Here is a 21251-nt window from a genome sequence, read left to right on the forward strand (position 1 = left end):
GGACGCCTTGCCAGGTGGGGGAGGCTCTCCAGCGGAGCGCGAACTCCACCTTTCAGGCATGAATTCTAACATCAACCTTGGAGACTGTCGTGTCCATTCCACTGAAGGTTTACATCACGCCATTTGCCGAAAGGGGTGTTCCGGAGCCGGCAAAATGGGATTGCGATGCAGCCAAAAAAGCTCTGGATGTGGTCAACAAGATCTGGTCGAAGGCCAAGATTGCGTTCGTGATCAATGATTGCCTGATCGACAAGCCGCTCGATATGGCAAAGAGCGCCCGCAACAATGACAAGCAGGTGCTGGATGTCCTTAGCCTCCGCCGTACGAAGGACAATGCGGTTCATATCTTTCTCGTCAATCCGATTCCAAACCTTTCAGCCGGCGGCGGTTCTTACCTTGACAGCGATCCCGAGCCGGCAAGCTTCGTGCAGTGGTATGGCGACGATCATGCCAATGGACGTGCCTGGGCTCACGAGCTCGGCCATCTGATGAGCCTCGATCATGTCGAGATCGACTATTCCAACGAGAAGCAGGCGGCACAGCGCGTCAAGAATCTCATGACGGCGGGATTGAACGCCGGGTCCGACTTGACTGGCCCGCAGATCAATGCAGCCAAAGGCTCAGGGTTGGTCAAGCGATTTGGGGGATAGAACAAGGCGGTTCAATTGTTGAGAACGACCCGAAACTCCTGTTCGAGATATCCGTCGCTCCAGTCCGGAGCTGAGCGCGAAAGTCCAAGATCGCGATCGCTAGAGTGTGTAACTCTCGATTTGATGAACCCTCCCGACGACAACCGCTACTAGGAACGGGCGGGCCGTCCCGTTGATCACCGACGAGTTCCTGCCGTCCTATTGCGGGTAAGAGACATGTTTCACAAAACCGGTCCGGGCAAGGTTGACGTGGGCTTGGATTTTTCCGGAGTGGGAGTTCTGCACGCGCGACTCTGGAATTTCGACTTCGACGACTTTGCCGGTTACCAGTTCCGTGGCTTGAAGACAGAGCATCTCGAATTTCTGAGGAGCAGAGTGGTTCCTCTGCTCGAGGATGACGCAGGTCAGATATGGATGACGGGGGCCGCGAGCCGGATCGGTACGGCCGATTGGAATATGACGACGTCGGCCAACCGCGTGATTACGGTCGCGAAGTGTCTGTCCGAGATGGGCATCCACCCGGAACAAATGCAGACGCATGCCATCGGCAATACGCAGACCAGGAATCACAAGCTCGATGAAGACGCCGATAGATCGGTGGCCCTTTGGGTGCTGCCGAAAGTCTATTTTGAACCAATCATAAAGCCGAACTTGCCGCGGACCGTTCCGCCGAAGCCAAAAGTCAGCCGAAATTTCAAGATTGCCATGCTGCTTGAGGTCGACGGATCGATCTCGTTTACAGCGAGATCGGCCATCAAACGGATCGTTAAGGGGCGGGCTGGAGCCGGGATTGCGTTTGCCAGCGCGTTGTTCTCCATCTGGGATACGGAAAACAATCTGAAGTGCACCTACGTCTATGCGGCGGTCGGTCTGGGCTTTGGATTGACCCTTCCGAAGACCGGCAGCAGATCGGGTACACTGCATGGTCCCTGGAATGCGTTTACAACCGAAAAGCCGATTTCCTGCTCGCAGTTCGGCAAGTCGATGCGCTTCACGACGATCGGCATAGGTGACGTGAGCGAGAACTGGATCCTGCTGGAAACACCGAGGGGAGTGAAGGACGTCTACTTGAACATCAGCACCGGCACGACCATAGGCGGCGGAGCATCGACATATCCGGCCCACTTGAGCGCGTTCGTGCCGCTGGAGAGACCGAAACCGTTTAGCGGGCCGTGAAACGGACTATCATAACTCCTTGCTCGGCGCCTGGTTTGCTTCCGCCGGACTTCGCTAAAGCATGATCCGGAAAAGTGCGTAGCGGTTTTCCGAAAAGATCATGCTTGAACAACAACCTAAAGCGCGATGACGTTTCATCCTAATCGCATCGCGCTTTAGTGCACCCGGAGCAGTTTGGCCTCGAAATCTTGGGTGGCCTTGTTGAGCCGAAGTATCTCCTTTGGATTGTACTATGCGAAAATTGGCGAGCGGGTCGTTGCTCGATTAGAAGTTGTCGCGTAGTGTCCGGGCCTCACTGGCAGCCCGCATGTTCAACCTTAATCCCGCCAAGAACGGAACCTCGATTACGCTAGACGCGCTCCGCGCCATTGCCGCGCAAGCTGTCTGTGTAGGGCACGGAATCTCATTCTTCATGCCCCAGCTACGGGGCGGTCAGTTCGCTCTTCCGCAAAACGTCGGGGTGCTGCTCTTCTTCGTGCTGTCGGGATTCTTGATCAGCTATACCTTGGTCGAGAGATCATCACGGGACCCGCAGTACGGTTTTTCGCAGTTCTTCGTTGAACGTTTCGCCCGCATCTATTCCGGTCTGCTTCCTTGCCTGGTCGCAATCGCCGTGATCGATGCCGCCACACTGCATCTGATCGGAAATGCCGCTTTGGCAGCCAGCTACAATTTCAAGGCGTTCGTCGCAAACATATTCATGATTGAGACCTACCGCGGCCCGCTTGCACATCTAAGCTTCTTGCGGTCGCCGGCATTCGGATCTGGAAGCCAATTGTGGACACTCGTTATCGAATGGCACATCTACCTTTTCGTGGCCGCGCTTTTCTTCCTGGGCGCGCGGCCGGCGGCGGCACTGTTGCTTATCCCGATCGCTCTTGTTTTCGGGCAAATTCCAACGCACTACATCTTCGGCGCCCTTCAGGATGATGGGGTGGGCCAATCACTGTTTCTGTTGTGGCTCGGAGGCGCCTACGTCTACTTTCTGGCAAGACGGGGATGGCTTCCCCCTCGCGGCGTATCGCTGGCGATCGTCGTTGCATCCGCCGCGGCGTATTTCATGGTTGTGCGGCCCTATGCCGAATACCGGCCGAGCACCTATCCTCTGCTGTTGCTGTTCCTGTTCGGGATCGTAGGGGCAACGCAGGCGATGCCTGCCACCTCCTCAGCTGCGATGGCGCGAGTAGTCCGGTTCTTTTCGGGGTACTCCTTCACCCTCTACCTGCTCCACCACACAATCATGTACCCAGCGTTCCTGCTCTGGAAGGACGGCGGCTGGCTCGTTTTTGGATGCACCGTCATCCTCGCCAACGTGATCGCAGCAACTCTCGCCAGCGTCACAGAGATGCGCCACAAGCAGCTTGCCAGCTACTTGTTTGCCGTGCACACAAGATTTCCAATCGCGCCATTCCGCAAGCCACGCTCCTCCGCGGCATCACGACCAAATGCCACGTCGTTAGCGCCGCGAGAACGATTGCCATTGTGAAATCCTCCACGACCGGGAATGCGGGTTCGGGGTGAAAAACGGTGTCCGTCGCTGAGACGGACGTCATCTTCGTGGTGGTGCCAGACTGGCCATCCGTAGCCAGTCGGCGCGCGATGCCGTGCTATGAGGTCGGCAAGGTCGTCTCCGGAGTTCAAGTTCATGTCTGTCGCGTCCACGCCCGCTCAATCTCCCGCCGCCACCTCCACGGACCCGGAAACCCTCGGCTGGATGCGCGGCTTCCCGCCGGCGCCCGATCGCCTCATCACCTTCCACGACGGCTCGTTCCGCAATTTCCCCGAGCTGCGCTGGGCCTGGAGCAACATCCGCCAGCTGGTGCCGACCATGAACGTCTGGCGCGGGGCGGGGCCTGCATCATCTCTGCCACGCGAAGATCACGACATCGGCGCGATCGCTTCGACCACGATGGATGGCCGGCCCATGACGTTCGCAAAGATGCTGGAGGAGACCTATGCCGACGGCATCGCCGTGCTGCATCGGGGCAGGCTGATTTACGAGCGCTACTTTGGTGCGCTGAAGCCGCACAAGCCGCATATCGGGATGTCCGTGACGAAGTCCTTCACCGGCGTGCTCGCCGGCATTCTGGTCGTCGAGGGCAAGATCGATCCGCAGGCGCCCGTCACGGACTATGTGCCGGAGCTGAAGCGGAGCGGGTTTGGCGATGCGCGGGTGCATGAGGTCATGGATATGACCACGGGGCTCGCCTACACCGAAATCTACACCGACAAGAACTCGGACGTCTGGGGCCTTCGGCGCGCCAACGGCATGGCGCCGATTCCGCCGGACTATGACGGCCCGACCAACATCTTCGATTTCCTGATCGCGCAGGCGAAGCAGGGCGAGCACGGCAAGGCCTTCGCCTACAAGACGGTCAACACGGACGTGCTGGCGTGGATCTGCCGGCGCGCCAGCAACATGACGCTGTCCGAACTTCTGTCCGAGCGGATCTGGCAGCCGATGGGCGCGGAGGAGGATGCGTATTATCACGTCGACCGCATCGGCACCGAAAGCGGCGGCGGCGGCCTGTCGACGACGCTGCGCGATCTCGCTCGCTTCGGCGAGACCAAGCGCAATCATGGCCGCTTCAACGGCCGCCAGATCGTGGCGTCGCAGGTGGTCGAGGACATCGCGGGCGGCGGCGATCCCGAGAAGTTCAAGCCGGCCGGATACACCACGCTTCCGGGTGCGTCCTACCGCAATCAATGGTGGGTGACGCACAACGAGCACGGCGCCTACATGGCGCGCGGCGTCTACGGCCAGGGCATCTACGTCGATCCCAAAGCCGAGATGGTGATCGCGCGCTACGCCTCGCACCCCGTCGCGGGCAACGCCGCCAACGACCCCGTGACGCTGCCGGCCTACATGGCGCTGGCAAAGTCGTTGATGGCGGGCGGATAGGGGGCGCTTAACCCACCTCACGCCATCGTACCGGCAGCACGCCGTCCTGCCTGAAGCCGTCGAGGAAGCGGAAGCGCTCGCCTTGGGGATTGGGGCGGGCTTCGATCGTCGTGCCGATGATCTGCACGACGTCGCTCTCGTCATAATGCGGCCACGGCGGCAGACCTGGTCCATTCGGATCGCCATGTGCCGCGAAATTCACCCAATAGTCCATCATGGTCCGCGCCAGCGCGAGGTCCTCCTCCGCCGGCGGCGTCATGCTGCCGATCACCTGCTGCGGCGTCAGCGTGCCGAACACAAAGGGGATCTCGGTGACGTGCGAGGCGATCGGCGTGTAGGGCGAGGTGTAGCTGAAGAGATAGCCGTAGACCGGTGCGTGCTGCGTTCGCCGATGCAGGCGCAGCCACTGCCAGCACTGTTCGCCGATCACAATGTCACCCGTGAGCGCGGCCGCGGAGATCGTTGCCTCAGCGTCGGTCGCGGCGGGATAGAGCTTGCGGAAATCGACCATGCGCTCCCGGCCGAACATCGCGTCGGCTGCGGCGAGAAAGGCATCCGCCGATGGGTGGGGCAGGGCCTGCGCCATGAACGGGAATTCCTCGGCGGCATTCCAGCCCGTCAGCAGCGGGATGCGCATCTGCTCGCCACGCAGGAAGCGCCGCGCGGGCACGTCAGGCACCACGTGATGATCGATGCTCGGCGAGAACGCGCCGACAACGGGGCTGGTCTTGAAGCTCCACGGCGCGGCGGCGTTCAACCGGTCCGCCGGCAGGTCGCGCAACGCCGCGATCGACCCATCGCCCTGTTGCCGGGCAAAGGCGACACCCCGCGCGCGGGCTTCGTCAAAACTCTGCAGCGGCCCGTGCCGGCCGTCCCAGAATGCGCCGCTCTGGCCGATCGCCTTGTGAAACAGCCCGTGCGCGAGAGGCGAAGCCATCAAGATGCCGACAGCCATGGCGCCGGCGGATTCGCCGAACAGGGTGATATTGTCTGGATCGCCGCCGAAGTCGGCGATATTGGTCCTCACCCAGCGCAGCGCCGCCAGCTGGTCCTGCAGGCCGTAATTGCCCGAGGGCGCCTCCGCGTCGAGATCGGGATGTGCCAGAAAGCCGAAGATACCGAGGCGATAGTTGAAGCTGACGACGACGACGCCGTTGGCGGCCAGCGTGCCGCCGTCGGTCGCGGGGTTGGCGGAGGAGCCGAACTGAAAGCCGCCGCCGTGGATCCACACCATCACGGGGTGCTTCTCGTCCGCATATCGCGCTGCAGTCCAGACATTGAGGTAGAGGCAATCCTCATGGCGCGGCCCAGGTCGATGGTCGTTCTCCAGCGAGGACAGGCAACCCGCGCCGAAGACAAGCGCATCGCGCACGCCAGCCCAGCGCGCCGGCGGCTGCGGGGAGTGCCAGCGCAGAGGCCCGAGCGGCGGGGCGGCGTAGGGAATGCCCTTGAAGGCCAGCACGCCGCTTGCGTCCCGTAAGGTGCCGCGCACGCGACCTGCTTGCGTGCGAACCTCGCGTCCGAGCTCGGCTTTCGAGGTCATCATGCCATGCATGGCTCTCTCTCCCGTGAGTGCCCAGCCATCGGGCGGGCGAGTAGGTCAGCAATCTATGGACTTACCGCCTTGCTGAATTTAGATACTTGGCCAATCAATTTCTAAAAACAGTCAAGCATGCGGCGGCCCCTTCGCTTTCCCTGGTTGGACCTCGACGTCGACGATCGCTCGGCGCCCGTCATCGTCGTACGCGTCGACGTCAGCGGGACGAAAGAGGAGGTGCCCGATCACAGCCACCGCAAGGGGCAATTGGTTTTCGCCCTGGCCGGCGGCGTCACATGTCGCGTGCCCACGGGTCTATGGATGGTGCCGCCGCATTGCGCGGTGTGGATTCCCGGCGGCATGCAGCACAGCAACCGCGCGACGGCAAATGCCCGGCTGTTCTTCGTCTATATCGAGCCCGACATCGTCGATCTGCCGAACCGGTGCTGCACGCTCTCGATCTCGCCGCTGCTGCGTGAGTTGATCGTCGAACTGTCGGCTGCGGCCTCTGGCGACGAGGCGAGGGAAAAGCTGCTGGCACAGGTGCTCCTGCGTGAGCTTCCGCGCATGCCGGTTCAAGAGCTGCATCTGCCGCTGTCGTCGGAGCCGCGCTTGAAGCGGATCGCGGCGGTCCTGGCGAAGGACCCGTCCGATCGCAGCACGCTCGCCGAATGGGCCGGCCGGGTCGCGCTCAGCGAGAGCAGCCTCGCACGCCTCGTCGTCAGGGAGACCGGCCTCAGCTTTGGACGCTGGCGCCAGCAATTGCACCTGATCGTCGCCTTGCGGGAGCTCACCTCGGGCGCCAGCGTGCAGCAGGTCTCGGCCGATCTCGGCTATGATTCCGTCGCGGCCTTCATCACCATGTTCAAGAAGGCGCTCGGCAAGCCGCCGGCGAGATATCTCGCCCATGTGCTGCAGGACTCCGGGGAAGGCAGCCATGGTCCGGTTCGCCCGCGGTCGGCCCAGAACGCGAGGCCGCCACGGCGGCGCCTGCCGAAATATAAGAATTGACTTATATTAGTTTGGATTGATATTAAGACCTCGCAACAACGAGGAGGAGCGCAATGCAGATCGACGTCGCCAGGGTGTTGGGGCTTGTCACGCGTTCGGTGACGAGCCTTGAGAAAGACGGAAGACCCGCCAGCACGGTGACCCTGACGCGGCTCTACGACACCAGCGTCGACGATCTCTGGGACGCCGTGACCAGCAGGGAGCGCATTCCGCGCTGGTTCTTGCCGGTCGAGGGTGACCTTGAACTCGGTGGACGGTACCAGCTCAAGGGCAATGCGGGCGGCACCATCACGGCATGTACGCCGCCGACCCATTTTGCGGCAACGTGGGAGTTTGCAGGGGCGGTGAGCTGGATCGACGTCAAGCTGGCAGCCGAACGAAGTCAGTCGCGTTTGACGCTTGAGCACACTGCGATCATCGAGGATCATTGGAATCAGTTCGGCCCGGGTGCGGTGGGCATCGGTTGGGACCTCGCGCTTGCGGGACTCGAGCGATATGTTGCGACCGGCGCATCGGTCGACCACGAGACGGCCGAAGCCTGGATGGGCTCGCTGGAGGGCAAGGAATTCATGACGACCAGCGGCGAGTTTTGGCGCGCGGCGCATGTCGCAAGCGGGGTCGACCCTGCCGAGGCGAAGCAGCGCTCGGACCGCACCATCGCGTTCTATCGCGGCGAGATGCCGTCCGACATCGCTCATCCCGGCACAGGAAGCTGATGCACGTCTTCGAGGTCCTCGCTGATCCTGTTCGCCGCCGCATCCTCGAACAGCTGGCGCACGGCGAAATGGCGTCCGGTGAGGTCGTCGAATTGATCGGCGCCGAGTTCGGAATCACCCAGGCCGCCGTCTCGCAGCACCTCAAGGTGCTGCGAGAGAGCGGCTTTGCGACGGTTCGGGCGGAGGCGCAAAGACGGCTCTATTCAGTCGACGTCGCCGGGCTTCGCGCGGTGGATGCCTGGATCGGTCAGTTCCGCAATTTCTGGGAGCCGAAACTGGACGCGCTGGCGACCGAAATCGCGCGCGGCAAACGGGAACGTCGCAACGCGCCGATGACCAAACGGAGCGGGAAGAGGGCGTGAACACATTGACCGGGGGCATCACGGGCCACTCCGTATCGCGCCTTGTCGATAGAGGGCGGATTACGCTTCGCTGATCCGCCTGACGGAACCTATCGCGATCCCGAATGCCATTCCGGAAGCTTTGGGACCTCGGGATCAAGGCGATCCCAGGCATATCCGCGCGAGCAGTACAGCACGACGGACGGCTTGAATGTGCTGGCATCGTCCAGAGTGCCGACATAGATGCCGATGTAGTCCGGCTTTTCCTCCGGCTTGTTGTAGATGGGCGAGCCGCAATTCGGACAAAAGCCTTTTCGCTTGATGGCGCCGCTGTCGGCGGAGCGCGCGATCTCGCGCACCTCGCCGGTCACGGAGACCGCGCTGCGCGCGAACACGAAGACGGAGCTGTGGCCGCTTCCGGTGTCGCGCTGGCAATCTGTGGACCGCAGGTCACCCCCGCGCCATCTTCTCGTACTTCTTCACCAGCCGCTCCCGCTTCAGCCGCGACAATCGCTGGATCCAGAAGATGCCGTCGAGCTGGTCGATCTCGTGCTGGTGACATACGGCGCATAAGCCCTCCGATTCCTCGCTCTGCATGTTGCCGTCGAGATCGGAGTAGCTGATCCGCACGCGCGCGTGCCGCTGGACCTGGTCGTTGACTCCTGGCATCGAGACGCTGCCTTCACGGTGCAGGATCATCTCGGGTGAGGCCCATTCAATCACCGGATTGACGTAGGTGAGGGGGCCGTCCTTGGCGTCGAGCTCGAGCACGACGACGCGCAAGGGCACGCCGATATGCGGCGCGGTAATGCCGATCCCCGGCGCGGCCCGCATCGTCTCCAGCAAATCCGCCGCGAGCTCGCGCAAGCCGTGGTCGAACGCGGTGACGGGGTGGGCAGGGCTCGCGAGGCGGCGGTCGGGATAGCGCAGGATAGGGCGGATGGCCATATGGCTCCCCTAGGGCGTGATGAGATCAGGTTTGACTACAAGCCAAGTGCACTCCCTCTCCCGCTTGCGGGAGAGGGCAATCGCATATGACTTCAGAGCGGCAATTGAGCAAGCGCGTCGTCCTTCGAGACGACCGCTTCGCGGTCTCCTCAGGATGAGGCTCAGCAGCATTGGTGCTCGCTGAAACTGGCGCCGCGCGCCCGGTCCTCATCCTGAGGGCCCGCCAACGGCGGGCGTCTCGAAGGATGGCCACGGGCGAGATCGCTCCCTAAAGCCATTCCCCTAGCACTCACCGATCATTGAATCACATCCTTCCTGCGGCTTCCCTGTCATTTCAGGCCGCGATGGTTGCGGTTCCTGTTTGCAAGCTGGACAGGGTGGCTACACTCATCCGGTCCTGGGCGCTATGCTGAAAGCTCAAAGCCTGTCGTGGAATGCTGCGGTGCTCTCGGACGTTCTCAAGCGCAAATCGATCTACACTTACTTCAGCCGATCGGCGATGGAGAAGGCGGTCTCCTATCAGGCATAGGCCCGCGTCTCGAATCTGAAGGTCAGCGATGACCTGAAGCAAGTCACCGCGGAGGTGCGCGGCGTCGAAAGGGTTCGAGATTCTGTTCGACGACGATTTTCCGTTCCGGCTCGCGGACTCCTCGGGCGATTTCGACGCGGCGCTGGAATCGAGCGGTATCGACTGGTTCGAGCTCGCGCTCGGCATCGACATCGACGGCGAGCGCCACGACCTTGCCCCGCACGTCGCCGCGCTGGTCTCGGCGCCCGGCTTCACGACGCCGACGGCCTGCGTTACAGCCTGCTGACCGGCGACACCAAGGATCGCAAAGCGGCGATCGAGGCTTTCCAGAACGGAGCGGCGGAGGTGTTCCTCGTCAGCCTGAAGGCGGGTGGGGTGGGCCTCAATCTCCACCGCCGCCGACACCGTGATCATCTTCGATCCCTGGTGGAATCCCGCCGTTGAGGAACAGGCGATCGATCGTGCCTACCGGATCGGGCAGGACAAAGCGGTGTTCGTTTACAGACTGGTCGCTGCCGGCACGATCGAGGAGAAGATGGACGAGCTCAAGGCCCGAAAGCGGGCCCTGGCCGACAGCCTGTTCGAGCGAGATGGACAGATCGCTTCGGCGCTCACTGAGAACGATGTGAAAGCTCTGTTCGAAGTTTGACCGAACCCGATGGCCGTCGTGCGCACGAGGCCGTGAACCATGGCCTCTTGCGCGCGATACCGGCGGGATGATGCCGCGACGCCGGGGTTTTGCCCGACGAGTCAAATCGCGGCCGGCCGTCGCAAGCCGCCGATGGCTCATCTTGCCTGCTCGCTAAGTCCTTGATCTCGCAGAGGCCGGCTACTGTGCATGGGGTTGTTTTCGCGTTTTGTGTCGGCAGGTCCGCAAAAACTTGCTCGATCCTGTCGGCTGGCGTGGTTCCCATTCGTCTTCCACTCAGACAAGATCATCTCGGGAGACCAATATGACCCAATCCCCCTATCGCTGGGTGATGGTCGCCGCCGGCGGCCTGCTCGGCTGCGTCGCGATCGGTGGCATGTTTTCGCTGCCGGTGTTCCTGCAGCCGATCGTCAAGGACACCGGCTGGTCGGTGACCGGCATTTCCAGCGCGATGACGATCGGCTTTCTGGCGATGGCATTCACCAGCATGGCCTGGGGCACACTGACCGACAGGTTCGGGCCACGGCCGGTGGTGCTGACGGGATCGACCGTGCTGGCGCTCAGCCTGTTCGCCGCGAGCCATGCGGCCTCGCTGCTTGCGTTCCAGTTCGTGTTCGGCCTTCTGGTCGGCGCGTCCTGCGCCGCGATCTTCGCGCCGATGATGGCGACCGTCACCGGCTGGTTCGAGACCCATCGCAGCCTCGCCGTGTCGCTGGTGTCGGCCGGCATGGGCATCGCGCCGATGACGATGGCGCCGTTCGCGGCTTGGCTGGTCTCCGGCCACGACTGGCGCACCTCGATGCAGATCGTGGCGCTGGTGGTCGGCGCCATCATGATCCCGGTCTCGTTGCTGGTGCGCCGTCCGCCCGCGCTCGCGCAGGCCGAGGCCGCCCCAAAGGGCGAGGGCGCCGCGCAGAGCGAGATGTCGATGAGCGAGGCGCTGCGCTCGCCGCAATTCCTGGTCCTGCTCGCGACCAATTTCTTCTGCTGCGCCACCCATTCCGGCCCGATCATCCATACCGTCAGCTATGCCGTGAGCTGCGGCATCCCGCTGATCGCGGCGGTGACGATCTACAGCATCGAGGGGTTTGCGGGCCTCGGCGGCCGCATCGCCTTCGGCCTGATGGGCGATAAGTTCGGCGCCAAGCGGGTGCTGGTTTCGGGCCTGTTGTTGCAGGCGTTCGGCGCGCTGGCTTACGTCTTTGCCCATCAGCTTGCGACCTTCTATGCGGTCGGCGCCGTCTTCGGCTTCATCTATGCCGGCACCATGCCGCTCTACGCGGTGATCATCCGCGAGAACTTCCCGCTCAAGATGATGGGCACGGTGATCGGCGGCACGGCGATGGCCGGCAGCCTCGGCATGGCCACCGGCCCGCTCGCCGGCGGCCTGATCTACGACGCCTTCTCCAGCTACGCTTGGCTTTACATCGCCTCCTGGGCGATGGGCTTGGGCGCCTTCCTGATGGCGATGACGTTCCGCCCCTTCGCAAAGCCGCAAGGCGAGGCGGCACCGGTGCCGGCGTAAGTTCGAGATCGAGGCGCAGCGTCAGAGCTGCGCCTCGATCGCCGTCTTGTCGATCAGCGACCAGACCTGCCGGATCCTTCCATTGTGGAACGCATAGAAGACGTGCTCGCAAAAGGACACGCGCCTGCCGTTCACGTCGAGGCCCAGGAATTTTCCGGCCGGCGTGCAGTCGAATGTCAGCCGGCAGGCGATGGTGGGCGGATCTAAGATCAGCAGCGCGATGTTGAAGCGTAGATCCGGAATCTCGCGGAAATCCTGCTCCAGCATCGCGCGATATCCGGACAGGCCGAGCGGCCGGCCGTTGTGAACGACATCGTCATGCACGAACCGGCCGAGGGCCGGCCAGTCCTGCCGGTTCAGGCAGGCGATGTAGCTGCGATAGGTCTCGTCGAGATCGGCGGCGTTCATGGTGAAGCTCCCATGCCGCAAGGACAACGCAGCAGAGGCGAATTCGCCTCGCGGCGTCACAGCTGCTTTTCGAAGAACAGGTCGGGATAGGGATCGTCGTTGTAGCGCGGGATCGCGCGCCAGCCCGTGCTGCGGTAGAGCTGGCCGGCCTCGGGCAGCGCGCTGTTGGTGTCGAGCCGCAGCAGCGAGATGCCGAGCTCGCGCGCGGCGCTCTCGGTCGCATCCATCAGCCGCCGGCCGAGCCGCAATCCGCGTGCGGAGGGAGCGACCCACAGACGCTTGACCTCGGCGTAGCCGCTCTCCGTTCCCTTCAAGCCGACGCAGCCGATCGGCAGCGTGTCCGACATCGCGACGATGAAGGTGCCGCGCGGGCGGCGCATGTCCTTGGCGTCGGGGTCGCGCGACAGCGAGACGTCGAAGCCTTGGCTGAAGCGGCGGCCGAGCTCGGCATAATATTCGCCGAGGCAGTGGCGCGCTTCTTCGCTTCGAGGATCCATCTCGTCCAGCGCAACTCGCTCGCGCGTCAGGGTGGAGGCGATCAGGTCCATCGCCGCCAGCAGCGCCTCGCGTTGTGAATGCTGCGCGAGAAAGCCCTCGGCCTGCGCGTTCGACAGCGCCTCATAAGCGGCGAACTCGCGCCGACCCGCACGCGTCAAGGTCGCGACACGGCAGCGCGCATCGTCTTCACGCGCGGCGGTCTCGATCAGCCCCTCGTCCTCGAGGCTGCGGAGCAGCCGGCTCATCAGCCCGGAATCGAGACCGAGATAGTCGCGGATCTCCGCCACGTCCGAGCGTCCATGTCCGATCGCATTGAGCACGCGCGCCGCGCCCAGCGGCCGGCCGCGGCCCAGAAAGGAGGTGTCGAGCGCGCCGACCGCCGAGGTGACGGCGCGGTTGAAGCGGCGAACGCGCGAGATCGGGTCCAGCATGATGTCTGACTTTAGTCAGATATGCCGTTCTGTCAACGCGCGTGGCCGCGGCGTCGATTGGGGGAACCCGCTAGAAATGATGCACACCGAGCGCCGAGAACGCGCCATCGTGAAGTTCGTGGCCGTCGCTGGGTTGGCCGAGAAAGCCGAGATGCAGCGTCAGCGGCGGTAGCGCCGCCATCGGCACTGCGCCGGCGGTGTCGAGGCCGCCGATATCGACGGCGTGCGTCGTCGCGGCATCATGCGGCGTGGCGATCGGCGTGCTCACGATATCCGTGACCAGTGCACTGAACAGGTCGGGGGAGGCCGCATCATGGGCGCTGCCATCGACGGAATGCAGCAAGCCGCCGACAAGGCCGGTGACGCTGTCGGTGACTTGTCCGATCGTTTCGGTGATGGTGGATGTTAACTGACTGACAGTGGTGCTCAGGCTGTCGAGCGTATGCGAGATCGCCGACAGCGAGGTGTCGACGAGGTTCGTGATCGTGCTGCCGAGCTCATGCAGGGACGAGGCTGGATCAATGGGCGTGGATGTCGCGAGATCGGTGTGAGTGGCGTTGGCGCCGGCTCCCGAAAGATGATCGGAGGCAACGGCGGTGGGCGTCACGATGTGACTGGCAGGTGAAACGGACGCGCTGACCGGGCTGTCCGTCATCGCGGCGAGGCCGGTGTTTTCGTCGGCGTGCGCGAGGTCGCCACTCGTCCGATCCGCGTGAAGCGCCGTCGCGGTCTCCTCCGTCGGGGCCGCGCCGGCATCGGCGTGCCGATCGTCGGGGGCGGTCTGATGCTCAGCAGGCATCGCTTCCGCAGGCGTCGGATCAGCGGCGTGTACCGGCATGGACGGCAAATCCGCGGGTGCCGGCTGCGCATCGCCGCCATGATGCCCGGCGCCTTCGGCCTCCTTCAGGAAGGCGACCAGGGCGGTCATGAACGCAACCGTCTCTTCCGTCGTGATGTTGCGGGCCGTCTCCGCCTTCTCGGCGCGACGGCTGTTCCGCTCGGATGCAGACATCGGCCTTGCTCCTCGTCAGCGTTCGCGGAAGGCACGGGTCAGCTCGTCACGGAGCGGACCAAACAGATATTCGAACAGCGTGCGCGGGCGTGTCGGTACGATCACCTCGGCCGGCATGCCCGACTGCAATTCGATGCGAGACTTCTTCACGTCCTCCGGCTCAAGCGAGACCTCGACGGCGTAATAGCCGGGGCCGCTGGTCTTTTCGTTGGTGACGCGGTCGGCCGACACCGTCCGCACGGTGCCGTAGAGGCGGGGACGTTCGACATAGTTGACGCCGGTCAGCCGGATCTCGGCGCGGCGGCCGACCGTGACATCGTTGATGTCGGACAGTTTCAATTGGGCATCCACGATTAGCGGATTGTCCGACGGCACGATGTCCATGAGTTTTGCGCCGGGCTGAATCACCCCGCCTTCGGTGAAGACGTCGAGCCCGACCACCGAGCCGGTGGCGGGCGCGCGGATCTGGGTGCGGGTCACCACGTCGGTTGCGGCGTCGACTTTTGGGGCGAGTTCTGCGAGCTTGTTCTCGGTGGAACGGAGCTGGTCGGTGATCTCGCTCATGCGGGCGCGCTCGGCCTTGGCGATCTCGGACTCGTTCTGCGCGATCTGCTGCTGCATGCCGGCGATGGTGGCACGCTGCGCGCCGATGTCGGCCTGCAGCTTGGCATCCTCGCGCTGCAAGGCCAGGATCCGGGTCTTGGGCGTGTAGCCCTGTTCGTAGAGGTGCTGCGCACCGTTCATCTCGTCCGACAGCAATTCGCGCTGCTTTTCGGTGCCGGTCAGCTGTGCCTGGGTGCCGCCGATCTGGGCGGTCAGCTCGGCAATCTTGCCCTTGAGCACGGCGGTCTCGGCCTCGAACTGATGCTTGCGCGCGGCCATCATCGCGATCTCGTTCGCCATCGCCTGACGCAGCGCGGGCTTGGCGTCGTTCGGATCGACGCCGAAGTCGGGTGCTGCGCGGCCGTCACGCTCGGCCATCAGCCGCGCTTGCGCGGCGCGCGATGCATCGCGGTCGGCAACCAGCACGTCCAGCTTGGCGCGGGGGTCGCTATCGTCGAGTACGAGCAGAAGTTGTCCCTTCTCGACGTGCGCGCCGTCGCGGATCAGAAGCTGGCGGATCACCCCGCCATAGGGATGCTGCACGTTTTGGCGCCGCCCCTCGACCTGGAGATTGCCGCTGGCGATCGCCGCGCCCGAGATCGGAGCGAGTGTGCCCCACAGCGTCATGGCCGAAGCAAATGCTCCGACCACGATCGCGCCCACCAGGGCGGGCCGCCCCGGCCGCGCGTAATAGGCGCGTTCGCGATCGGCGATATAAGTTGCGGTGCTCATGACGCAGCCGTCCGAGCGGCCGCCTGCTGCTGCAGGGCCTGATAGACTTCGCCGGGCGGTCCGAGCATGTCGAGCATGCCGCTGCGCAGCACCATCATGATGTCGACGATGTCGAGGATCGTGGTGCGGTGGGTGATGACGATGACGGCCGCGCCGTCGGCCTTGGCCTGGAGCAGGGCGTCCTTCAGCGCCTCCTCGCCGGGACCATCGAGATTGGCATTGGGCTCGTCCAGCACCAGCAGCGGAGGACGGCCGAGCAGGGCGCGCGCGAGGCCGAGCCGCTGGCGCTGACCGCCGGATAGTCCAACGCCGCCGACGCCGAGCCGTGTGTCGTACTGTCGGGGCAGGTCGAGCACCATGTCGTGAATGCCGGCGCGGATCGCAGCATCGATGATCTCGTCGGTCGAGGCGTCCCCGAACCGCGCGATGTTCTCGCGTACGGTGCCGGCGAACAGGCCGACGTCCTGCGGCAGATAGCCGACATGGCGGCCGAATTCGAGGGGATCCCAGTGATTGTAGTCGAGCCCGCCGAAGCGCAGCCGCCCCGCGGCGGGTGCCATCGCGCCGACCAGCAGGCGCGCCAGCGTGCTCTTTCCGGACCCGCTGGGGCCGACGATGCCGAGTGCTTGTCCGCCGGCGAGTTCGAAGGACAGACCTTTCAGCACCGGCTCTTGCCGCGACGGCAGTTCGCAGACGAGATCCCGCACCTCGACGGTGTTGCGCTGCTTCGGCACGATGGTCTGCGGCGTGGTGAGATCAATGGTGGCGAGGAGGTCGCGCACCTGCGTGTAGGCATCGCGCGCGCCGATGAACTGCTTCCAGGTGCCGACCGCCTGCTCGACCGGGACCAGCGCGCGGCCCATGACGATGCTCGCGGCGAATATGGTTGCAGGCGTAATGGCATGGTCGATGGCGAGCCAGGCACCTGCACCGAGCATGAGCGACTGCAGCAGCAGGCGAAAGAAACGGATCGACGAGGTCATCACCGCATTCTTGTCGCTGGCGATGGCCTGCTGCACCAGCATCGCGGAGCGCTGGCTCTGCCAGTTGCGTTCGACCGCCGGCTGCATGCCCATGGCGCGGATCACGTCGGCGTGGCGCAGCACATTCTCGGTGAAGACGTAGGACTGGTTGCCAGATGCCTCGGCCTGCTTCATCGGATTGCGGGTCAGGACCTCGTTCACGCCGGCGAGCCCCAGCAGCAACAGCGCGCCGATGCCGGCGACGAGGCCGAGCAGGGGATGGATGAAGAACAGCAGCAGCAGGTAGATCGGAATCCAGGGAAGATCGAACGCGAAATAGATGCCGGGGCCGGTTATGAAGGTGCGGAACTGGTCGAGATCGCGCAGTTGCTGGGCGCCCCGCGAGGCACCGCGCTCAGCCGAGCGCACCACCAGCGCTTCGAACACGCGCGTCGACAGCTCCATGTCCAGCCGGATGCCGCAGCGGATCAGGATCCAGGCGCGTACGGCGTCGAGCCCGGCCATGGTTAGAAGCGCGATGGCGAGGATCAGTGTGAGAAGGACGAGTGTGGAGATGTTCTCGTTGAGCAGGACGCGGTTGTAGACCTGCATCAGATAGAGCGGCGAAGAGAGATAGAGCAGATTGATCACGCTCGAGAACAATCCGGCCCAGAGAAAGTGCGGCCAGAGGTTTTGGAGCGCCTCGCGCAAATCGTCGCCGCGACGATACGACGGCTCTGCCGCCTCGCCCGCGACCGTCGAAAGCGCTGCCGCCATCTTAGATGTCCTTAAAGGGTGAAACGTATCTGTGTCCGGACGCTGGCGGCTCACGCGCAGCTTGGCGTGGGGCCGAAGCCCCACGCCGTCTATCGTTCGTCAGGGAACTGCGATCAAACGAGTCCGTGGAGGAGGCCACCGACGTCGAGGTGTCCGACGTCTGCGCTGAGTCCGATCGCGGTCGGTGCGGAGACCGAGGCGTCGATGCCACCGGTTCCCGCAAGGCCTGACGCGGAGACGTCGATGCTGGGATTGGTCTCGATCAATGCCCCGACATCGAGCGTGTGCGACAGGTCGACCGAGCCGCTGGCGCCGGCCGTTGCACTTCCACCTGCATCGGCGACGCCTGACAGCGTACCCGTTGCTGTTCCAAGCAGGCCATCGACCGTGCCGAGCAGGTTTCCGAGAAGAGCCATGTGAACTCCTTTGGTTGGCAGTTGAGATCGCGACAGAATAGCCGCTGCCCATGAATCCCCTGCGGCGCGGAAGGTTGCGGACTCATATGCGGCCATTTGGTGCTGATTTGTTGGGCGAGGAACTTGATGCGGGAAGGGCAGCGGGCCTGAATCGCATGGGCGTGTGCTTCAGACGCTGTCGCGAACACCGTCACCCTGAGGTGCTCGTCTGGCGGCGCAAACGCGCCGCGAGGCGGGCCTCGAAGGGGGCGGCGGCCCGGCTCTGTCTCCGGCCGTTCATCCTTCGAGCCTCTGGACGCGATGCATTCGCATCGCATCCCTCGCGCCTCAGGATGACGGACAGAAGATTGCGCCCGGACCACGCTGCATTGTGAGTTGTGCCGGGTCGATGGACGGCTACGATGCGGCGGCTCCCGGCGTGCGGGATGCGCAACGGGCGGGAGATGACATGAGCGGGCAGGAGCGCAAGGTGAAGGGATCGGATCTGTTTGTCGCCGCGCTTGAGAATGAGGGTGTCGATCGCATCTTCGGCGTCCCCGGCGAGGAAAATCTCGATGTGGTGGAATCGCTCCGCACGTCCAAGATCGAGTTGGTCCTGACCCGCCACGAGCAGGCCGCCGCCTTCATGGCCGCCACCCATGGCCGGCTGACCGGCAAGCCCGGTGTTTGCCTGTCGACGCTCGGCCCCGGTGCGCTCAACCTGTCCACCGGTGCGGCCTATGCGCATCTAGGCGCGATGCCGATGATCCTGATCACTGGCCAGAAGCCGATCATGAGCAGCCGGCAAGCGCGCTTTCAGATCGTCGACGTGGTCGCGACCATGAAGCCGCTGACGAAGCTGTCGCGGCAGATCGTCAGCGCCTCCAGCATTCCGACCGTGGTGCGCGACGCTTTTCGCGTGGCGATGGAGGAGCGGCCCGGACCGGTACATCTCGAGCTGCCCGAGGACATCGCCGGCGACGAGGTGCCTGCCGTCCCCGTGATCCCCGTCCATCCGATCGAGATTCCCGTCGCCCATCGCGCCGCGCTCGACCGTGCGGCCGAGATGATTTTAGCCGCCAAGCGCCCGCTGGTGATGATGGGCGCGGCAACCAGCCGGCCGCGATCGACCCACGGCATCGCCAGCTTCGTGCGGCGCACCGGCATTCCCTTCTTCACGACGCAAATGGGCAAGGGCACCGTGCCCGGCGGCACCAATCTCTACATGGGCACCGCCGCGCTGTCCGAGCGCGACTATGTCCACGACGCCATCGACGCCGCCGACCTGATCGTCGCGATCGGTCACGACCCGATCGAGAAGCCGCCCTTCATCATGGGTCCGTCGGGGCCGAAGGTGATTCACGTCAGCTACACGTCGGCCAGCGTCGAGCAGGTCTACTTTCCGGACGCCGAGGTGGTCGGCGATGTCGGCCCGAGCCTGGAGCTGCTCGCCGGCCGGCTCGAAGGCAAGCTGCCGCAGGCTGCGGCGCTGCTGCCGCTACGCGAGGAAATCCTAGGGCGCATCGCCGACCGCGCCACCGAGGCGCGCTGGCCGCCGACGCCGCAGCGGATCGTGCACGACATCCGCCAGGTAATCCCCGAGAACGGTATCGTCGCGCTCGACAACGGCATGTACAAGATCTGGTTTGCGCGCAACTACCGGACCCGCGTTGCCAATACTCTCTTGCTCGACAATGCGCTGGCGACCATGGGCGCCGGCCTGCCGTCGGCGATGATGGCCGCGATGCTCTATCCCGACCGCCGCGTGCTCGCGGTCGCCGGCGACGGTGGCTTCATGATGAACAGCCAGGAGATGGAGACCGCCGTCCGCCTCAAGCTCAATCTGGTCGTGCTGGTGCTGGAGGACAACGCCTACGGCATGATCCGCTGGAAGCAGGCCGTCGATCATTTTGCCGATTACGGCATGACCTTCGGCAACCCGGACTTTGCACTTTACGCCAAGGCTTACGGTGCCAAGGGCCATCGGATCGAGAGCATCGATAGTTTTGGTCCGACGCTCGACGCTGCTTTCAAGGAAGGCGGCGTGCATCTGGTCTCGATCCCGATCGATTATTCGGAGAATGTGCGGGTGCTCGTGGACGAGTTGCGGGCGCATGAGAAGGCGAAGGCGTGAGTTTGTTCGATGCTCTCACCACATCCGTCGTTGCGAGGAGCCCTTGCGACGAAGCAATCCAGACTGCTTCCGCGGAAAGATCCTGGATTGCTTCGCTGCGCTCACAATGACGGAGCCTGCGGCGGACCTCTCGGTCCAATATGCCAACCGCACTTGTTTCGCGCGCGCTGATCGCCGACACTCCCTCATCTAACAACAAACAGGAATGAAAACTATGACCCGCGTTCGTTGTGTCACCGAGATGGGCATGGGCGTCGACGTCCACGGCAGGGATGCGACCAAGGCGGCGAAGCGGGCGGTGTCGGATGCGATCCGGCATTCCAGCCTCGGCTTCTTCCGGATGATCGGCAAGACCGCGAACGACATGTTCGTCGACGTCACGATCGGCGTGCCCAACCCCGAGGCGGTGGACAAGGAAGCCGTCGCCAAGGAGCTGCCTTACGGCACCGTGACCGTCACCGCGGTCAAGGGCGGGCTGGAGATTCCCTCGGCCACGGAAGTGGCCAATGACCCCATCCTCATTGCCAACGCTGCCGTCATCGTCAGCTTCGACAAGGACTAGACCGGTGTCCGACAACAATGAGGCGCTGCTGGATCGTCCGATCTGGAGCGCGCTGACGACCAGCCAGAAGCATCTGGCCGAAGGCGGTCCGCGGGCACTGCGCTATCCCATCGACATGACGCCGTTTGCCGACATGGTCGACATGTCCGCGGCGAGCTTTGCTGCGCTCCGCGATCTCCTGTCGGGGTCGCAGGTCGCCGCGCTGTTCACGCCGGAGCCGGTCGACATGCCCACCGGCTTCAAGGTCGTGCTGGCCGAGACAGGTGAGCAGATGATCGGCTCGCCCGCCGATAGTCCGCTGCGCGACGCCGAGATCGTCACGCTCGGTGCCGCCGACGTTCCCGCGATGATGGCGCTGACGGAGCTGACCAAGCCCGGGCCGTTCGCGCTGCGTACGCACGAGCTCGGCACGTTCCTCGGCATCCGCGCCAATGGCGAACTGGTCGCGATGACGGGCGAGCGGATGAAGCCGGGAAAGTTTGTCGAGATGACGGCGGTCTGCGTGCATCCCGACTATCGCGGGCGCGGCTATGCGCAGGCGCTGCTCGCGGCGGTCGCGCGACGGATCGAGGCCCGCGGCGAAATCCCGTTCCTGCACGTGTTTTCGAACAACACCTCTGCGATCGCGCTTTACGAGCGGCAGGGCATGCGGATCCGGCGTCGGCTGTACGTGACGGCGTTCATGAGGGAAGGATAGGCGCGCTCCGGAGCGCCCTTCATTTCCTATGAGATTCCGCTATATCCGTCCCAACC

At 64.0% G+C, this 21251-nt stretch carries 21 protein-coding genes and 1 pseudogene; 13 read left to right on the forward strand and 9 right to left on the reverse strand.

Annotation, left to right across the window (positions count from 1 at the left end):
- The first annotated feature begins 89 nt into the window (after nt 1-89).
- The 4 genes from XH84_RS02315 (at nt 90) to XH84_RS02330 (ending at nt 4728) form a co-directional block, all read left to right on the forward strand.
- Entirely contained in the window at nt 90-650 is a 561-nt protein-coding gene (locus XH84_RS02315; protein ID WP_128917619.1) for a zinc metalloprotease, read from the forward strand.
- A gap of 216 nt (nt 651-866) precedes the next feature.
- A complete protein-coding gene (locus tag XH84_RS02320; protein WP_128917618.1) occupies nt 867-1826 on the forward strand; it encodes an OmpA family protein in 960 nt (319 codons plus the stop codon).
- A 307-nt stretch (nt 1827-2133) separates the two neighbouring features.
- On the forward strand, nt 2134-3312 hold the full coding sequence (locus tag XH84_RS02325) for an acyltransferase family protein (RefSeq protein ID WP_128917617.1): 1179 nt from the start codon (nt 2134-2136) through the stop codon (nt 3310-3312).
- 159 nt (nt 3313-3471) lie between these two features.
- A complete protein-coding gene (locus XH84_RS02330; protein WP_128917616.1) occupies nt 3472-4728 on the forward strand; it encodes a serine hydrolase domain-containing protein in 1257 nt (418 codons plus the stop codon).
- 7 nt (nt 4729-4735) lie between these two features.
- On the opposite strand, the gene XH84_RS02335 is transcribed toward XH84_RS02330, so the two are convergent.
- Nucleotides 4736-6283: a carboxylesterase/lipase family protein gene (locus XH84_RS02335; protein ID WP_128917615.1), complete on the reverse strand. Its 1548-nt coding sequence runs from the start codon at nt 6281-6283 to the stop codon at nt 4736-4738.
- 117 nt (nt 6284-6400) lie between these two features.
- Here XH84_RS02335 and XH84_RS02340 point away from each other — a divergent pair, with 117 nt between their 5' ends.
- The 3 genes from XH84_RS02340 to XH84_RS02350 are packed head-to-tail and all read left to right on the forward strand — an operon-like array spanning nt 6401 to nt 8354.
- On the forward strand, nt 6401-7276 hold the full coding sequence (locus XH84_RS02340; RefSeq protein ID WP_128917614.1) for an AraC family transcriptional regulator: 876 nt from the start codon (nt 6401-6403) through the stop codon (nt 7274-7276).
- Between the two features lie 53 nt (nt 7277-7329).
- Nucleotides 7330-7992, forward strand: coding sequence for an SRPBCC family protein (locus tag XH84_RS02345; protein WP_128917613.1), 663 nt, complete (start codon nt 7330-7332; stop codon nt 7990-7992).
- On the forward strand, nt 7992-8354 hold the full coding sequence (locus XH84_RS02350; protein ID WP_128917612.1) for an ArsR/SmtB family transcription factor: 363 nt from the start codon (nt 7992-7994) through the stop codon (nt 8352-8354). Before XH84_RS02345 ends, XH84_RS02350 begins: the two co-directional genes overlap by 1 nt.
- Before the next feature lie 89 nt (nt 8355-8443).
- On the opposite strand, the gene XH84_RS02355 is transcribed toward XH84_RS02350, so the two are convergent.
- Together XH84_RS02355 and XH84_RS02360 are read right to left on the reverse strand one after the other, a co-directional pair.
- On the reverse strand, nt 8444-8782 hold the full coding sequence (locus XH84_RS02355; RefSeq protein WP_128917611.1) for a GFA family protein: 339 nt from the start codon (nt 8780-8782) through the stop codon (nt 8444-8446).
- A gap of 1 nt (nt 8783) precedes the next feature.
- A complete protein-coding gene (locus XH84_RS02360; RefSeq protein WP_128917610.1) occupies nt 8784-9281 on the reverse strand; it encodes a peptide deformylase in 498 nt (165 codons plus the stop codon).
- Between the two features lie 406 nt (nt 9282-9687).
- Between XH84_RS02360 and XH84_RS41335 the strand changes: the two genes are divergently transcribed.
- The 3 genes and pseudogenes from XH84_RS41335 (at nt 9688) to XH84_RS02370 (ending at nt 11984) form a co-directional block, all read left to right on the forward strand.
- Entirely contained in the window at nt 9688-9810 is a 123-nt protein-coding gene (locus XH84_RS41335) for a hypothetical protein (RefSeq protein WP_283810246.1), read from the forward strand.
- Between the two features lie 255 nt (nt 9811-10065).
- Nucleotides 10066-10459: pseudogene (locus tag XH84_RS02365) on the forward strand (helicase-related protein); the annotation flags it as partial.
- A gap of 304 nt (nt 10460-10763) precedes the next feature.
- Entirely contained in the window at nt 10764-11984 is a 1221-nt protein-coding gene (locus XH84_RS02370; protein WP_128917609.1) for an MFS transporter, read from the forward strand.
- A 21-nt stretch (nt 11985-12005) separates the two neighbouring features.
- Here XH84_RS02370 and XH84_RS02375 read toward each other — a convergent pair whose 3' ends face one another.
- The 6 genes from XH84_RS02375 to XH84_RS02400 all read right to left on the reverse strand — a co-directional run bounded on the left by XH84_RS02375 (nt 12006) and on the right by XH84_RS02400 (nt 17823).
- Nucleotides 12006-12392 carry an ester cyclase gene (locus XH84_RS02375; protein ID WP_128917608.1) on the reverse strand — a complete coding sequence of 129 codons (387 nt, stop codon included), beginning with the start codon at nt 12390-12392 and terminating at the stop codon, nt 12006-12008.
- 56 nt (nt 12393-12448) lie between these two features.
- Entirely contained in the window at nt 12449-13321 is an 873-nt protein-coding gene (locus XH84_RS02380; RefSeq protein WP_128917607.1) for a bifunctional helix-turn-helix transcriptional regulator/GNAT family N-acetyltransferase, read from the reverse strand.
- A gap of 70 nt (nt 13322-13391) precedes the next feature.
- Nucleotides 13392-14333 (reverse strand): hypothetical protein, encoded by a 942-nt coding sequence (locus tag XH84_RS02385; RefSeq protein WP_128917606.1) that lies wholly within the window; start codon nt 14331-14333, stop codon nt 13392-13394.
- Nucleotides 14334-14348: 15 nt separating this feature from the next.
- Nucleotides 14349-15668 (reverse strand): HlyD family type I secretion periplasmic adaptor subunit, encoded by a 1320-nt coding sequence (locus XH84_RS02390; protein ID WP_128917605.1) that lies wholly within the window; start codon nt 15666-15668, stop codon nt 14349-14351.
- Complete coding sequence (locus XH84_RS02395) at nt 15665-17407, reverse strand: type I secretion system permease/ATPase (RefSeq protein ID WP_128917604.1); 1743 nt, start codon at nt 17405-17407, stop codon at nt 15665-15667. The genes XH84_RS02390 and XH84_RS02395 overlap by 4 nt, the downstream gene beginning before the upstream one ends.
- Nucleotides 17408-17520: 113 nt before the next feature.
- Nucleotides 17521-17823, reverse strand: a complete 303-nt coding sequence (locus tag XH84_RS02400; RefSeq protein WP_128917603.1) for a hypothetical protein — start codon at nt 17821-17823, stop codon at nt 17521-17523.
- A 448-nt stretch (nt 17824-18271) separates the two neighbouring features.
- Here XH84_RS02400 and XH84_RS02405 point away from each other — a divergent pair, with 448 nt between their 5' ends.
- From XH84_RS02405 to XH84_RS02415, 3 genes are all read left to right on the forward strand, one after another.
- A complete protein-coding gene (locus XH84_RS02405; RefSeq protein ID WP_128917602.1) occupies nt 18272-19936 on the forward strand; it encodes an acetolactate synthase large subunit in 1665 nt (554 codons plus the stop codon).
- A 214-nt stretch (nt 19937-20150) separates the two neighbouring features.
- Entirely contained in the window at nt 20151-20498 is a 348-nt protein-coding gene (locus XH84_RS02410; protein WP_018646107.1) for a Lin0512 family protein, read from the forward strand.
- A 4-nt stretch (nt 20499-20502) separates the two neighbouring features.
- Nucleotides 20503-21195 carry a GNAT family N-acetyltransferase gene (locus XH84_RS02415; protein ID WP_164935999.1) on the forward strand — a complete coding sequence of 231 codons (693 nt, stop codon included), beginning with the start codon at nt 20503-20505 and terminating at the stop codon, nt 21193-21195.
- Nucleotides 21196-21251 lie beyond the last annotated feature (56 nt).

The sequence above is a fragment of the Bradyrhizobium nanningense genome (assembly GCF_004114535.1).
In the GTDB taxonomy this organism is placed as follows: Bacteria; Pseudomonadota; Alphaproteobacteria; order Rhizobiales; family Xanthobacteraceae; genus Bradyrhizobium; species Bradyrhizobium nanningense.